Origin of the sequence: Methylobacterium sp. CCH5-D2, from assembly GCF_001556475.1 — a bacterium.
GTDB lineage: Bacteria > Pseudomonadota > Alphaproteobacteria > Rhizobiales > Beijerinckiaceae > Methylobacterium > Methylobacterium hispanicum.
Window position 1 is genome coordinate 1 of record NZ_LSIX01001068.1, and the last position, 12,107, is coordinate 12,107.

23 protein-coding genes are annotated in these 12,107 nt (G+C 68.6%); 22 read left to right on the forward strand and 1 reads right to left on the reverse strand.

Annotation, left to right across the window (positions count from 1 at the left end; genetic code table 11):
• Window positions 1–139: 139 nt before the first annotated feature.
• The 11 genes from rpsJ to rpsQ are packed head-to-tail and all read left to right on the forward strand — an operon-like array spanning window position 140 to window position 5,375.
• Window positions 140–448, forward strand: coding sequence for a 30S ribosomal protein S10 (gene rpsJ / locus AX737_RS28905; protein ID WP_066927377.1), 309 nt, complete (start codon window positions 140–142; stop codon window positions 446–448).
• A 46-nt stretch (window positions 449–494) separates the two neighbouring features.
• Window positions 495–1,220 carry a 50S ribosomal protein L3 gene (rplC, locus tag AX737_RS28910; RefSeq protein WP_066927378.1) on the forward strand — a complete coding sequence of 242 codons (726 nt, stop codon included), beginning with the start codon at window positions 495–497 and terminating at the stop codon, window positions 1,218–1,220.
• Window positions 1,220–1,840, forward strand: coding sequence for a 50S ribosomal protein L4 (gene rplD, locus AX737_RS28915; RefSeq protein WP_066927380.1), 621 nt, complete (start codon window positions 1,220–1,222; stop codon window positions 1,838–1,840). The genes rplC and rplD overlap by 1 nt, the downstream gene beginning before the upstream one ends.
• Window positions 1,837–2,133: a 50S ribosomal protein L23 gene (locus tag AX737_RS28920; RefSeq protein WP_066927382.1), complete on the forward strand. Its 297-nt coding sequence runs from the start codon at window positions 1,837–1,839 to the stop codon at window positions 2,131–2,133. The genes rplD and AX737_RS28920 overlap by 4 nt, the downstream gene beginning before the upstream one ends.
• 22 nt (window positions 2,134–2,155) lie before the next feature.
• Complete coding sequence (rplB, locus tag AX737_RS28925) at window positions 2,156–2,992, forward strand: 50S ribosomal protein L2 (RefSeq protein ID WP_066927384.1); 837 nt, start codon at window positions 2,156–2,158, stop codon at window positions 2,990–2,992.
• A gap of 5 nt (window positions 2,993–2,997) precedes the next feature.
• Window positions 2,998–3,276, forward strand: coding sequence for a 30S ribosomal protein S19 (gene rpsS / locus AX737_RS28930; protein ID WP_066927386.1), 279 nt, complete (start codon window positions 2,998–3,000; stop codon window positions 3,274–3,276).
• Window position 3,277: 1 nt separating this feature from the next.
• Window positions 3,278–3,661, forward strand: coding sequence for a 50S ribosomal protein L22 (rplV, locus tag AX737_RS28935; protein WP_066927388.1), 384 nt, complete (start codon window positions 3,278–3,280; stop codon window positions 3,659–3,661).
• Between the two features lie 10 nt (window positions 3,662–3,671).
• Window positions 3,672–4,436, forward strand: coding sequence for a 30S ribosomal protein S3 (gene rpsC, locus AX737_RS28940; RefSeq protein ID WP_066927389.1), 765 nt, complete (start codon window positions 3,672–3,674; stop codon window positions 4,434–4,436).
• A gap of 27 nt (window positions 4,437–4,463) precedes the next feature.
• Window positions 4,464–4,877 (forward strand): 50S ribosomal protein L16, encoded by a 414-nt coding sequence (gene rplP / locus AX737_RS28945; protein ID WP_066927391.1) that lies wholly within the window; start codon window positions 4,464–4,466, stop codon window positions 4,875–4,877.
• An 11-nt stretch (window positions 4,878–4,888) separates the two neighbouring features.
• Window positions 4,889–5,104, forward strand: coding sequence for a 50S ribosomal protein L29 (gene rpmC, locus AX737_RS28950; RefSeq protein WP_066927393.1), 216 nt, complete (start codon window positions 4,889–4,891; stop codon window positions 5,102–5,104).
• 10 nt (window positions 5,105–5,114) lie between these two features.
• The gene (gene rpsQ / locus AX737_RS28955; RefSeq protein WP_066927395.1) at window positions 5,115–5,375 is read left to right on the forward strand and encodes a 30S ribosomal protein S17; all 261 of its coding nucleotides are present in this window, start codon (window positions 5,115–5,117) and stop codon (window positions 5,373–5,375) included.
• Between the two features lie 80 nt (window positions 5,376–5,455).
• On the opposite strand, the gene AX737_RS28960 is transcribed toward rpsQ, so the two are convergent.
• Window positions 5,456–6,550, reverse strand: coding sequence for a patatin-like phospholipase family protein (locus AX737_RS28960; protein WP_066927398.1), 1,095 nt, complete (start codon window positions 6,548–6,550; stop codon window positions 5,456–5,458).
• A 400-nt stretch (window positions 6,551–6,950) separates the two neighbouring features.
• On the opposite strand from AX737_RS28960, the gene rplN reads away from it, so the two are divergent.
• The 11 genes from rplN to AX737_RS29015 form a co-directional block, all read left to right on the forward strand.
• Window positions 6,951–7,319: a 50S ribosomal protein L14 gene (gene rplN, locus AX737_RS28965; protein ID WP_010686182.1), complete on the forward strand. Its 369-nt coding sequence runs from the start codon at window positions 6,951–6,953 to the stop codon at window positions 7,317–7,319.
• The gene (gene rplX, locus AX737_RS28970) at window positions 7,319–7,633 is read left to right on the forward strand and encodes a 50S ribosomal protein L24 (protein ID WP_066927400.1); all 315 of its coding nucleotides are present in this window, start codon (window positions 7,319–7,321) and stop codon (window positions 7,631–7,633) included. The genes rplN and rplX overlap by 1 nt, the downstream gene beginning before the upstream one ends.
• On the forward strand, window positions 7,626–8,192 hold the full coding sequence (gene rplE, locus AX737_RS28975) for a 50S ribosomal protein L5 (protein WP_066927402.1): 567 nt from the start codon (window positions 7,626–7,628) through the stop codon (window positions 8,190–8,192). The genes rplX and rplE overlap by 8 nt, the downstream gene beginning before the upstream one ends.
• A gap of 39 nt (window positions 8,193–8,231) precedes the next feature.
• On the forward strand, window positions 8,232–8,537 hold the full coding sequence (gene rpsN, locus AX737_RS28980) for a 30S ribosomal protein S14 (RefSeq protein WP_066927404.1): 306 nt from the start codon (window positions 8,232–8,234) through the stop codon (window positions 8,535–8,537).
• Between the two features lie 12 nt (window positions 8,538–8,549).
• Window positions 8,550–8,945, forward strand: coding sequence for a 30S ribosomal protein S8 (gene rpsH, locus AX737_RS28985; protein WP_066927406.1), 396 nt, complete (start codon window positions 8,550–8,552; stop codon window positions 8,943–8,945).
• A 22-nt stretch (window positions 8,946–8,967) separates the two neighbouring features.
• On the forward strand, window positions 8,968–9,501 hold the full coding sequence (gene rplF, locus AX737_RS28990; protein ID WP_066927408.1) for a 50S ribosomal protein L6: 534 nt from the start codon (window positions 8,968–8,970) through the stop codon (window positions 9,499–9,501).
• 12 nt (window positions 9,502–9,513) lie between these two features.
• On the forward strand, window positions 9,514–9,876 hold the full coding sequence (gene rplR, locus AX737_RS28995) for a 50S ribosomal protein L18 (RefSeq protein WP_066927410.1): 363 nt from the start codon (window positions 9,514–9,516) through the stop codon (window positions 9,874–9,876).
• Between the two features lie 186 nt (window positions 9,877–10,062).
• The gene (gene rpsE / locus AX737_RS29000) at window positions 10,063–10,650 is read left to right on the forward strand and encodes a 30S ribosomal protein S5 (protein WP_066927412.1); all 588 of its coding nucleotides are present in this window, start codon (window positions 10,063–10,065) and stop codon (window positions 10,648–10,650) included.
• 12 nt (window positions 10,651–10,662) lie between these two features.
• Window positions 10,663–10,854: a 50S ribosomal protein L30 gene (rpmD, locus tag AX737_RS29005; RefSeq protein ID WP_066927414.1), complete on the forward strand. Its 192-nt coding sequence runs from the start codon at window positions 10,663–10,665 to the stop codon at window positions 10,852–10,854.
• 13 nt (window positions 10,855–10,867) lie between these two features.
• The gene (rplO, locus tag AX737_RS29010; protein WP_066927416.1) at window positions 10,868–11,368 is read left to right on the forward strand and encodes a 50S ribosomal protein L15; all 501 of its coding nucleotides are present in this window, start codon (window positions 10,868–10,870) and stop codon (window positions 11,366–11,368) included.
• Window positions 11,369–11,523: 155 nt separating this feature from the next.
• Window positions 11,524–12,107: preprotein translocase subunit SecY (locus AX737_RS29015; protein WP_197430760.1), on the forward strand; the 584-nt coding region annotated here is incomplete at its 3' end.

Here is a 12,107-nt window from a genome sequence, read left to right on the forward strand (position 1 = left end):
TCCGCGAGGGCGGCCGCACCGTCGGCGCCGGCGTCGTCGCCGCCATCACCGAGTAAGCGAGAGAGCAATCCTCAAGGGGAACGTGGCGGGGCGGGCCCTCGGCCCGCCCTTCCCCGTCTCCCACTGAAGGCTTCAGGTCATGAACGGTCAGAACATCCGTATCCGCCTCAAGGCGTTCGATCACCGCATCCTGGATGCGTCGACCCGCGAGATCGTGTCCACCGCGAAGCGCACCGGCGCCCAGATCCGCGGCCCGATCCCGCTGCCGACCCACATCGAGCGGTTCACCGTCAATCGCTCGCCCCACATCGACAAGAAGTCGCGCGAGCAGTTCGAGATGCGCACCCACAAGCGCGTGCTCGATATCGTCGATCCGACCCCCCAGACCGTGGACGCGCTGATGAAGCTCGACCTCGCCGCTGGCGTGGACGTCGAGATCAAGCTCTGAGCCCCCGGGCTTAGGGCTTCACTGTCAACGCGCGAGGGAGAGACCTATGCGCTCAGGCGTCATCGCACAGAAGGTCGGCATGACCCGGGTCTTCACGGAGGCCGGCGAGCATGTGCCGGTTACCGTGCTCAAGATCGATCAATGCCAGGTGGTCGCGCACCGCACCACCGAGAAGGACGGCTACGTCGCGCTGCAGGTCGGCGTCGGCAAGGCCAAGGTGAAGAACGTCTCCGCCGCCGAGCGCGGCCGCTTCGCGGTCGCCAAGGTGGAGCCGAAGAAGAAGCTCGCCGAGTTCCGCGTCAGCGAGGACGCGCTGATCCCGGTCGGTGCCGAGATCACCGCGGACCACTTCATCCCCGGCCAGTTCGTGGATGTCACCGGCACCTCGACCGGTAAGGGCTTCGCGGGCGGCATGAAGCGCTGGAACTTCGGCGGCCTGCGCGCCACGCACGGCGTGTCGGTGTCGCACCGCTCGATCGGTTCGACCGGCGGCCGTCAGGACCCGGGCAAGACCTTCAAGAACAAGAAGATGCCGGGTCACCTCGGCGTCGAGCGGGTCACCACGCAGAACCTGCGCGTTGTGCGCACGGATCCCGAGCGTGGCCTGATCCTGGTCGAGGGCGCCGTCCCGGGCGTCGCCGGCGGCTGGATCCAGATCCGCGACGCGGTGAAGCGCAAGGCGCCCGCCGACCTGCCGCTGCCGGGCAAGTTCCGTGAGAACGGCGCGACTGCCTCGGCCCCCGAAGCCGCTCCCGCCGAGGAGAACGCGTGATGAAGCTCGATATCACCACGCTCGACGGTGCCGGGGCCGGCTCGGTCGAGCTCAACGACGACATCTTCGGCCTTGAGCCCCGCGCCGACCTGCTGCAGCGCATGGTGCGCTACCAGCTCGCCAAGCGCCGGGCCGGGACGCATGCCGTGCAGAACCGCTCGGACGTGAACCGGACCCGCAAGAAGGCCTACAAGCAGAAGGGCACCGGCAACGCCCGTCACGGCGCGGCCTCGGCCCCGCAGTTCCGCGGCGGCGGCCGGGCCTTCGGCCCGGTGGTGCGCGACCACGCCCACGACCTTCCCAAGAAGGTCCGGGCGCTTGCGCTCCGCCACGCCCTCTCGGCCAAGGCCAAGGCCTCGACCCTGATCGTCGTCGACGACATCAAGATCGACGACCACAAGACCAAGGGCCTCGTCGAGCGCTTCGGCAAGCTCGGCCTCTCGAACGCGCTGATCATCGGCGGGTCCGAGGTCGACGTGAACTTCGGCCGGGCCGCCCGCGCCATCCCGCAGATCGACGTGCTGCCGATCCAGGGCATCAACGTCTACGACATCCTGCGCCGCGACACCCTCGTTCTCACGAAGGCGGCGATCGACGCCCTCGAGGAGCGCTTCAAATGAGTCTCGATCCGCGCCACTACGACGTGATCGTCTCCCCGGTCATCACCGAGAAGGCGACGAACCTCACCGAGCAGAACAAGGTCGTCTTCCGGGTCGCCCCGAAGGCTACCAAGCCGCAGATCAAGGAAGCGGTGGAGAAGCTGTTCGACGTCAAGGTCACGGCGGTGAACACCCTCGTGACCAAGGGCAAGCAGAAGATTTTCCGCGGGCAGCGCGGACAGCGTTCGGACGTGAAGAAGGCGATCGTCACCCTCGCCGAGGGTGACTCGATCGACGTCACGACCGGGCTCTGAGGACGGGTTAAGGACCAAACCGATGGCCTTGAAGACATTCAAACCGGTCACGCCGAGCCTGCGCCAGCTCGTCCTCGTCGACCGCCGTGAGCTCTACAAGGGCAAGCCGGTGAAGGCGCTGACCGTCGGCAAGATCTCGACCGGCGGCCGCAACAACCTCGGCCGCGTGACCGTCCGCTTCCGCGGCGGCGGTCACAAGCGGTCGCTCCGCCTGGTCGATTTCAAGCGTCGCGAGCAGCTCAACGTGACGGCGACGGTCGAGCGGATCGAGTACGATCCGAACCGCACCGCCTTCATCGCGCTGATCAGCTTCCCGGACGGCAAGCAGAGCTACATCCTGGCTCCGCAGCGCCTCTCGGCGGGCGACAAGGTGGTGGCCGGCGAGAACGTCGACATCAAGCCCGGCAACGCGGGCCCGATCGGCAACATGCCGGTGGGCACGATCGTGCACAACGTCGAGCTGAAGATCGGCAAGGGCGGCGCGATCGCGCGGTCCGCCGGCAACTACGCGCAGATCGTCGGGCGCGACCAGGGCTACGTGACCCTGCGTCTCAACTCCGGCGAGCAGCGCCTGGTCCACGGCCAGTGCTTCGCCAGCGTCGGCGCGGTCTCGAACCCGGACCACATGAACATCTCGCTCGGCAAGGCCGGGCGCAACCGGTGGCTCGGCAAGCGTCCGCACAACCGCGGCGTGGCGATGAACCCGGTCGACCACCCGCACGGCGGCGGCGAGGGTCGCACCTCGGGCGGCCGTAACCCGGTGACGCCCTGGGGCGTGCCGACCAAGGGGAAGAAGACCCGCTCCAACAAGCGGACCGACGTCTTCATCCTGTCCAGCCGCCACAACCGCAAGAAGTAACCGCCATGGCACGTTCGATCTGGAAGGGGCCGTTCGTCGACGGCTACCTCTTCAAGAAGGCCGAGGCGGCTCGTGGTGCGAGCCGCAACGAGGTCATCAAGATCTGGAGCCGCCGCTCCACGATCCTCCCGCAGTTCGTCGGGCTCACCTTCGGTGTGCACAACGGGCAGAAGCACATCCCGGTCTACGTCACCGAGGAGATGGTCGGGCACAAGTTCGGCGAGTTCTCGCCGACCCGCACCTTCCCGGGCCACGCGGCCGACAAGAAGGCGAAGAGGCGCTGAGATGGGCAAGCAGGCCACCCCCCGCGCGCTCCCCGAGAACGAGGCGAAGGCGGTTGCGCGGATGATCCGCGTCTCCCCCCAGAAGCTCAACCTCGTGGCGCAGCTGATCCGCGGCAAGAAGGTGGAGTCGGCGCTGGCCGACCTCCAGTTCTCGCGCAAGCGCATCGCGACCGACGTCAAGAAGTGCCTCGAGAGCGCCATCGCCAACGCCGAGAACAACCACAACCTCGACGTGGACGACCTCGTCGTCTCGGAGGCCTATGTGGGCAAGGCGCTGGTTCTCAAGCGCTTCCACGCCCGTGCCCGCGGCCGCGGCGCACGCATCCTGAAGCCCTTCTCGAACCTCACCATCGTGGTTCGGGAAGTCCGGGCCGAAGCGGCCTGAGGAGGATCTGATGGGTCAGAAAGTCAACCCGATCGGTCTCCGGCTCGGCATCAACCGGACCTGGGACTCCCGCTGGTTCGCCGGCAAGGGCGAGTACGCCAAGCTCATGCACGAGGACGTCGCGATCCGCGCCGCCCTCATGAAGCAGCTCAAGCAGGCCGCGGTCTCCAAGATCGTGATCGAGCGCCCGCACCGGAAGTGCCGCGTCACCATCCACTCGGGTCGTCCGGGCGTGGTGATCGGCAAGAAGGGCGCGGACATCGAGAAGCTGCGCAAGCTCGTCGGCACGATGACGAAGGCCGACGTGACCATCAACATCGTCGAGGTGCGCAAGCCCGAGATCGACGCCACGCTGGTGGCCGACTCGATCGCCCAGCAGCTCGAGCGCCGCGTCGCCTTCCGTCGCGCCATGAAGCGCGCCGTGCAGTCGGCGATGCGTCTCGGCGCCGAGGGCATCCGCATCAACTGCTCGGGCCGTCTCGGCGGCGCCGAGATCGCGCGCCAGGAATGGTACCGCGAGGGCCGCGTCCCGCTGCACACCCTGCGGGCAGACGTGGACTACGGCACCGCCACGGCGTTCACCACCTACGGGACCTGCGGCATCAAGGTCTGGGTGTTCAAGGGCGAGATCCTCGAGCACGACCCGATGGCCCAGGACAAGAAGGCTCAGGAAGAGGGTGGCCGTTCGGGCGGCCGTCGCGAGCGCGACGGCGAGGGCCGCGGCGATCGGGGTGACCGTGGCGACCGCGGTCGTCGCGAGCCGTCCCACGCGTGAGCCGCTTGAGCGAATAGAGAGGCTGCCATGCTGCAACCCAAGAAGACGAAGTTCCGCAAGCAGTTCAAGGGCCGCATCCACGGTGCGGCCAAGGGCGGCTTCGAGCTGAACTTCGGCACCTTCGGCCTGAAGGCCGTGGAGCCCGAGCGCGTCACCGCCCGGCAGATCGAGGCGGCCCGCCGCGCGATCACCCGCGAGATGAAGCGCCAGGGCCGCGTGTGGATCCGGGTGTTCCCGGACCTGCCCGTCACCTCGAAGCCGACCGAGGTCCGCATGGGCTCCGGTAAGGGCGCCCCGGATTACTGGGCCGCGCGCGTCCACCCGGGCCGCATCATGTTCGAGGTCGACGGCGTCGCCGAGGACATCGCCCGCGAGGCGCTCCGCCTCGGGGCCGCCAAGCTGTCGGTGCGCACCCGCATCGTCACCCGCATCGCCGACTGAGGGAGGGATCCGTGAAGTCGTCCAACCGGCTGTCTGATCTGAAGGCCCTGTCGGCGGATCAGCTGAATGACGAGCTGCTCAACCTGAAGAAGGAGCAGTTCAACCTGCGCTTCCAGGGTGCCACGGGCCAGCTCGAGAACGTCGCCCGCGTCCGTGAGGTCCGCCGCGATATCGCCCGCGTGCGCACGCTCCAGCGTCAGAAGACGCTGGCCGCGGCCCAGGGCTGAGGAGGGACTTATGCCGAAGCGCGTATTGCAGGGCGTCGTCGTCAGCGACAAGGGCGAGAAGACCATCGTCGTGAAGGTGGAGCGCCGCTTCACCCACCCGGTGATGAAGAAGACCGTCCGCCGCTCGAAGAACTACCACGCCCACGACGAGGCGAACGCCGCCCATGTCGGGCAGACGGTGTTCATCGAGGAGTGCCGCCCCTACTCGAAGACCAAAACCTGGAAGCTGGTCGAGGACCAGGCCGAAGCGGTCGCCACCGCCGAAGCCTGAGTTCGTCTCGGACTCTTTCGGACCTTGCGAGAGGCGGACACCCCCGGGTGCCCGCCTCTCGCGCCTTTCGGGGTGCGCCGTCAGGCGGACATCGCCGCGCGGCGCGGCCGGTGCCCGGTGAACACCTCGTCCAGGGTCGTCAGGCTGGAGGCCGCGCCGATCGCGTGGCCCTGCTCGGCGAGCCAGGCCTCGGCGGTCGCCCGGCCGAGATCGCGCAGCGCGCAGAGCGTCGACCAGCGCGTGTCGTACTTGTCGACGGAGCCCGAGGCGAGCTCGGCCGGCGCCCGCAGCAGGTGGATGTTGATGTCGAGGATGGGCCGCAGGCGCGGGGAGGGGGAGGCCGCCAGCCGCACGGCGGATTGCAGGTCGGTCAGCGTCTTCAGCTCGCGCATCAGGCCGGCGTTGAAGCTGATGTCGCTCGCCCGCTTCACCACCTCCTCGGGCCGCTCGCCGACCGCGTCGGCCACGAAGGGCGTGAGCTGGACCACGATGAGGTCGGTCGCGCCGTGGCCGCCGAAGACCAGCGGGTCGAGGGCCGGGTTGGCGACGTAGCCCCCGTCCCAGTAGCGCCGCCCGTCGATCTCGACGGCCGAGAACAGCTCCGGCAGGCAGCAGGAGGCCATCAGCGCGTCCTCGTCGATCGCCTCGCCCGTGAAGAGGCGCGCCGCTCCCGTGAGCACGTCCGTGGCGGAGACGTAGAGCGGGATCGCGCGCGGCGCCGTCAGCGCCTCGAAATCCACGCTCGCCGCCACCGCCTCCCGCCACGCGCGCATCTCCCGGAAGGCCGGGAAGTAGGGGGCGATCTGGCCGCCGTAGAGCCGGGTGAAGGCGAGCGCCTGGTCCACCCAGGGCTCGACCCAGGCGTCCACCCACGGTTCGAGCCAGGGGCCCATCCAGGACGCGGCACCGGGCGGAAGGCTTCCGGTCCAGTCCCAGGCCCGCAGGGGCGAGCGGTCGGCGGTCGCGCGCCAGAGGCGTTCCAGCGCCGTTCGCGCGCCGTCGTCGCTGCCGCTGGCGAGGCCGGAGACCAGGGCGGCCCCGTTGAGGGCGCCCGCGCTCGCCCCGCTCACCGCCGAGATCCAGATATGCTCCTCCAGGAGCCGGTCGATGACGCCCCAGCCGTAGGCGCCGTAGGCACCCCCGCCCTGGAGGCCGAGTGCGATCCGCGGCTTCATGCGATCCCCGTCTCTGTCCGCCACATATCCGCCCGCCAAACGCCGGCCCACCACGCATCCGGCCGCCGGCCCGGGCGTCAACAGCCGCGCCCCAGGGGCGTTCCGGGCCAGCGCGCTCCGCAGACCCGCGAGCCGGCCGGCAAGATCCGCGCCGAGTTCCACGAAGCCCTACCAGCCCACCTTCACGCTTGAACTCTTGGGAGAACCGGTGTATCGGACCGGCCTTCGCGACAGTTTACGGGGTGCCAGCACCCCTCGTACGCGGTGACCGCGCCGGCCCCCGGGCCGATAGCGCGGTCTCTCTTATGAGCCGGGGACGTCAGGTCCCCATCAGGCGTCGTCCGCCGGGCAATACCGCCCGCGTGCGGAAACCCGCCTGAAACCAGGAAAGGTCACTCCCGTGATCCAGATGCAGACGAATCTGGACGTCGCCGACAACTCGGGTGCACGCCGCGTGATGTGCATCAAGGTGCTCGGCGGGTCGAAGCGCAAGTACGCGGGCGTCGGCGACGTGATCGTCGTCTCCGTCAAGGAGGCGATCCCGCGCGGTCGCGTCAAAAAGGGCGACGTCATGAAGGCGGTCGTCGTGCGCACGGCCAAGGACGTGAAGCGCGCCGACGGTTCGGTCATCCGCTTCGACAAGAACGCCGCCGTTCTGATCAACAATCAGAAGGAGCCGATCGGCACCCGCATCTTCGGGCCCGTGCCGCGGGAACTCCGCGCGCGCAACCACATGAAGATCATCTCGCTCGCTCCTGAGGTGCTGTGATGGCCGCCAAGATCAAGAAGGGCGACACGGTCGTCGTCCTCACCGGCCGCGACAAGGGTCGCTCCGGCGAGGTGATCCAGGTGCTGCCGAAGGACGACAAGGCCTTCGTGCGCGGCATCAACCTGGTGAAGAAGCACCAGAAGCAGACGCAGAACCAGGAAGGCGGGATCATCTCCAAGGAGGCCGCCATCCAGCTCTCCAACCTCGCGGTCGCCGACGCCAACGGCAAGCCGACCCGCGTGGGTTTCCGCATCCTCGAGGACGGCCGCAAGGTCCGGTTCGCCAAGAGCACGGGGGATCAGATCGATGGCTGAGGCCGACAAGAACGCTTACACCCCCCGTCTGCGCAAGCACTACGACGAGGTGGTCCGCCAGAAGCTCATCGAGCAGTTCGGCTACAAGAACCCCATGCAGGTGCCGGTCATCGAGAAGATCGTCATCAACATGGGCGTCGGCGAGTCGACCGCCGACTCCAAGAAGGCCACGGTCGCGGCGGGCGACCTCGCCCTCATCGCCGGCCAGAAGCCGGTGATCACCCGGGCCCGCAAGGCCATCGCGACCTTCAAGGTCCGCGAGGGCATGCCGATCGGCTGCAAGGTGACCCTGCGCAAGCAGCGCATGTACGAGTTCATGGACCGCCTGATCACCATCGCGCTGCCGCGCGTGCGTGACTTCCGCGGCCTGAACCCGCGCTCGTTCGACGGGCGCGGCAACTACGCCCTGGGTCTCAAGGAGCACCTCGTGTTCCCGGAGATCTCCTACGACAAGGCGGAGCAGATGTGGGGCATGGACATCGTCGTGGCGACCTCCGCCAAGACCGATGAAGAGGCCAAGGCCCTGCTCGCCGCCTTCAAGTTCCCGTTCCGGCAGTGAAGCCCCGGGCTTCAGACGCGGACACCGGAGAGAACAGACATGGCTAAGAAGAGCTCAGTCGAGAAGAACAACCGCCGCAAGGCCCTGGTCGCGCGCTTCGCCGAGAAGCGCAAAGGCCTCCTTGCCATCGCCAACAACGAGAGCCTCGAGATGGAGGAGCGCTTCGAGGCGCGCCTCAAGCTCGCGGAGCTGCCGCGCAACTCGTCGGCCGTTCGCATCCGCAACCGCTGCGAGATGACCGGCCGCCCGCGCGCCGTCTACCGCAAGATGGGCATCTCGCGCGTGGCGCTGCGCGAGCTCGGCAACCGGGGCCTGATCCCGGGCCTCGTCAAGTCGAGCTGGTAAGGAGGCATACCCATGGTCAACGATCCCGTGGGCGATATGCTCACCCGCATCCGCAACGGCCAGCAGCGCCGTCGCAACGTCGTGCAGACCCCCGGCTCGCGCCTGCGCGCCTCGGTGCTCGACGTCCTGAAGGCCGAGGGCTACATCCGCGACTACGCGGTGTCGGACCTCGGCAACGGCCGCACCGAGTTCGCGATCGAGCTGAAGTACTACGACGGCAAGCCCGTCATCCGCTCAATCCAGCGCGTGTCGAAGCCGGGCCGCCGGGTCTACTCGTCGGTCGGCGAGCTGCCGCGCGTGGCCGACGGCCTCGGCGTCACCATCGTGTCCACCCCGCAGGGCGTCATGGCCGACCACGTTGCGCGCGAGCGCAACGTCGGCGGCGAAGTGCTCTGCCAGGTGTTCTGATCCGGCGAGAGAGGAGAGGCAGATGTCTCGTGTAGGCAAGAAGCCCGTCCCCGTCCCGTCGGGCGTGACGGCGACGGTCGACGGTCAGACCGTGAAGATGAAGGGTCAGAAGGGCGAGCTGCAGTTCGTCGTCCCGGCCCTGGTGGACGTGGCCTTCGAGGACGGCGCGGTCTCCGTGCAGCCCAAGAACCAGTCCAAGGAGGCCCGCTCGCTCTGGGGCACCTCGCGCGCCCAGGTGGCGAACCTCGTCGAGGGCGTCTCGAAGGGCTTCGAGAAGAAGCTGGAGATCACGGGCGTGGGCTACCGCGCCGCGATGGCCGGCAAGGCGCTCAAGCTGTCGCTCGGCTACAGCCACGACATCGAGTACGAGATCCCGGCCGGCATCACCATCGTGACGCCCAAGCCCACGGAGATCGTGATCTCGGGCATCGACCGGCAGCGCGTCGGCCAGGTGGCCGCCGAGATCCGTGACTACCGCGGCCCCGAACCCTACAAGGGCAAGGGCGTCAAGTACGCGGGCGAGTTCATCTTCCGCAAGGAAGGCAAGAAGAAGTAAGGAGGGCTTAAGATGTCGAACAAGCTTATCGCCCTCCAGCGGCGCAAGATCCGCGTCCGGAAGGCCCTGCGGGCCGCCGCCAACGGCCGTCCGCGGCTCTCGGTGTTCCGCTCGTCGAAGCAGATCTACGTCCAGGTCATCGACGATGCCCAGGGCAAGACGCTCGCCGCCGCCTCGTCGATCGACAAGGCGATCCGGGCGGACCTGAAGACCGGCGCCGACGTCGCCGCCGCCACCGCCGTGGGCAAGCTCGTCGCCGAGCGCGCCAAGGCGGCCGGCGTCACCAAGGTGATCTTCGACCGCTCGGGCTACATCTACCACGGCCGCGTCAAGGCCCTGGCGGATGCCGCCCGCGAGGGCGGCCTGGAGTTCTGAGGGCGCTCCGCGCCTCACGAGCCCCCGGACCAACGTCCGGGGGCTCGCAAGCGCGGCGGACGTTCCATCACGGATGGAACACCAAGAATGAGATTCGGCGGAGGGGAGCGGTTCGGCTGCTCCTCGAACATCATCTTCAAGCGAGCGGGCCCGCCGCCCGCGCCAGTGCGATAGACGGGTATCAGAATGGCACGTGAACGTGAGGGCGGTGGCCGCGGCCGCCGCGAGGATCGCGAGGAGCGCGACAGCGAGTTCGTGGACAAGCTCGTCCACATTAACCGCGTCGCCAAGGTGGTGAAGGGCGGCCGTCGCTTCGGCTTCGCGGCCCTCGTCGTCGTCGGCGACCAGAAGGGCCGGGTCGGCTTCGGCCACGGCAAGGCGCGCGAGGTGCCCGAGGCCATCCGCAAGGCGACGGAAGCCGCCAAGCGCGGCCTGATCCGGGTCAGCTTGCGCGAGGGCCGGACCCTGCACCACGACGTCAACGGCCGTCACGGCGCCGGCAAGGTGATCCTCCGCGCGGCCCCGCAGGGCACCGGCATCATCGCGGGCGGCCCGATGCGCGCCGTCTTCGAGACGCTCGGCATGCAGGACGTGGTGGCCAAGAGCCTCGGCTCCTCGAACCCCTACAACCTCGTGCGCGCCACCTTCGAGGCGCTCAAGAACGAGGACAGCCCGCGCTCCGTCGCGGCCCGCCGCGGTCTCAAGGTGTCGGCCCTCCAGAGCCGCCGCCGCGACGCCGATCCGAACGATCAGTCCGAAGCGGCTGTGGCGTAAGGGGAGGTTGGCATGGCTGACAAGACCATCCGCGTCGAGCAGATCGGCTCGCCGATCCGCCGCGAGGCCTCCCAGCGCGCGACGCTGGTCGGCCTGAAGCTCAACAAGATGCATCGGGTCGCCGAGCTGGAGGACACTCCGGCCGTGCGCGGCATGATCCGCAAGGTCGCGCACCTCGTGCGCGTCCTCGACGGCGCTGCGTGAGGAGGGCGCCATCATGAAGCTCAACGAGATCCGCGACAACGAAGGCGCGACCAAGAACCGGATGCGCGTCGGCCGGGGCATCGGCTCCGGCAAGGGCAAGACCGCGGGACGCGGCGTGAAGGGCCAGAAGGCCCGCACCGGCGTGTCCATCAAGGGCTTCGAGGGCGGCCAGATGCCGCTGCATCGTCGCCTGCCGAAGCGCGGCTTCAACAACATCCACGCCCACGACCTGAACGAGGTGAACCTCGGCCGGGTGCAGGAGGCGGTGGATGCGGGCCGTCTGGACGCCTCGGCGCCCGTCACCGTCGAGGCGCTAATCGCCGCCGGCATCCTCTCCCGTCCCCGCGACGGCGTGAAGCTGCTCGGCGTCGGCGAGCTGACCGCGAAGCTCAGCTTCGAGGTCACCCGCGCGTCGAAGTCGGCGGTCGAGGCGGTCGAGAAGGCCGGCGGCAGCGTCACCGTCGCCTACGCGGCGGGCGTCGCCCACCGCGGCACGGCCTCCGCCGAGGCCTGAAGCCCTCCCGCGGATCCGGCGCGACGCGTTGCGCCGGGCCCGGGAAGCGCTTAAGTCCAAGCCACCGAGCGGCGGCCCGTGCGACCTCGCACCGGCCGCCGTTCTTCGTTTCACCCGGACCACCCGTCCGGCGACAGGTCCCAGGATAGACCGTCATGGCCTCAGCCGCCGAGCAGCTTGCCGCCAACCTCAATTTCGGGGCGATCGCGAAGGCCGATGAGCTGAAGAAGCGCATCTGGTTCACGCTCGGCGCCCTCGTGGTGTTCCGGCTGGGCACCTACATCCCGATCCCCGGCATCGACCCGGAACAGTTCGCCAGGAACTTCCAGCAGCAGGCCGGCGGCGTGCTCGGCCTGTTCAACATGTTCTCGGGCGGCGCCGTCGAGCGCATGGCGATCTTCGCGCTCAACATCATGCCGTACATCTCGGCCTCCATCATCATCCAGCTCCTCACCTCGGTGATCCCGAGCCTGGAGACGCTGAAGAAGGAGGGCGAGTCGGGCCGCAAGGTCATCAACCAGTACACCCGCTACCTCACGGTGGTGCTGGCGCTGGTCCAGTCCTGGGGCATCGCGGTCGGCCTGCAATCCTCCTCCGCGGCGATCGATCCCGGGCCGTTCTTCCTGGCCTCGACCGTGATCACGCTGACCGGCGGCACGCTGTTCCTGATGTGGATCGGCGAGCAGATCACCTCGCGCGGCATCGGCAACGGCTCGTCGCTCATCATCTTCGCCGGTAT

Coding starts and splice junctions, on each gene's coding strand:
- rplP (WP_066927391.1), top strand. CDS start 4,464: ATGCTGCAACCCAAGAAGACGAAGTTCCGCAAGCAGTTCAAGGGCCGC.
- rpsE (WP_066927412.1), top strand. CDS start 10,063: ATGGCACGTGAACGTGAGGGCGGTGGCCGCGGCCGCCGCGAGGATCGC.
- rplE (WP_066927402.1), top strand. CDS start 7,626: ATGGCTGAGGCCGACAAGAACGCTTACACCCCCCGTCTGCGCAAGCAC.
- rplX (WP_066927400.1), top strand. CDS start 7,319: ATGGCCGCCAAGATCAAGAAGGGCGACACGGTCGTCGTCCTCACCGGC.
- rpsQ (WP_066927395.1), top strand. CDS start 5,115: ATGCCGAAGCGCGTATTGCAGGGCGTCGTCGTCAGCGACAAGGGCGAG.
- rpsC (WP_066927389.1), top strand. CDS start 3,672: ATGGGTCAGAAAGTCAACCCGATCGGTCTCCGGCTCGGCATCAACCGG.
- rpsN (WP_066927404.1), top strand. CDS start 8,232: ATGGCTAAGAAGAGCTCAGTCGAGAAGAACAACCGCCGCAAGGCCCTG.
- rplD (WP_066927380.1), top strand. CDS start 1,220: ATGAAGCTCGATATCACCACGCTCGACGGTGCCGGGGCCGGCTCGGTC.
- rplB (WP_066927384.1), top strand. CDS start 2,156: ATGGCCTTGAAGACATTCAAACCGGTCACGCCGAGCCTGCGCCAGCTC.
- rplO (WP_066927416.1), top strand. CDS start 10,868: ATGAAGCTCAACGAGATCCGCGACAACGAAGGCGCGACCAAGAACCGG.
- AX737_RS28920 (WP_066927382.1), top strand. CDS start 1,837: ATGAGTCTCGATCCGCGCCACTACGACGTGATCGTCTCCCCGGTCATC.
- rplR (WP_066927410.1), top strand. CDS start 9,514: ATGTCGAACAAGCTTATCGCCCTCCAGCGGCGCAAGATCCGCGTCCGG.
- AX737_RS28960 (WP_066927398.1), bottom strand. CDS start 6,550: ATGAAGCCGCGGATCGCACTCGGCCTCCAGGGCGGGGGTGCCTACGGC.
- rpmD (WP_066927414.1), top strand. CDS start 10,663: ATGGCTGACAAGACCATCCGCGTCGAGCAGATCGGCTCGCCGATCCGC.
- rplC (WP_066927378.1), top strand. CDS start 495: ATGCGCTCAGGCGTCATCGCACAGAAGGTCGGCATGACCCGGGTCTTC.
- rpsS (WP_066927386.1), top strand. CDS start 2,998: ATGGCACGTTCGATCTGGAAGGGGCCGTTCGTCGACGGCTACCTCTTC.
- rpsH (WP_066927406.1), top strand. CDS start 8,550: ATGGTCAACGATCCCGTGGGCGATATGCTCACCCGCATCCGCAACGGC.
- rpsJ (WP_066927377.1), top strand. CDS start 140: ATGAACGGTCAGAACATCCGTATCCGCCTCAAGGCGTTCGATCACCGC.
- rplV (WP_066927388.1), top strand. CDS start 3,278: ATGGGCAAGCAGGCCACCCCCCGCGCGCTCCCCGAGAACGAGGCGAAG.
- rplF (WP_066927408.1), top strand. CDS start 8,968: ATGTCTCGTGTAGGCAAGAAGCCCGTCCCCGTCCCGTCGGGCGTGACG.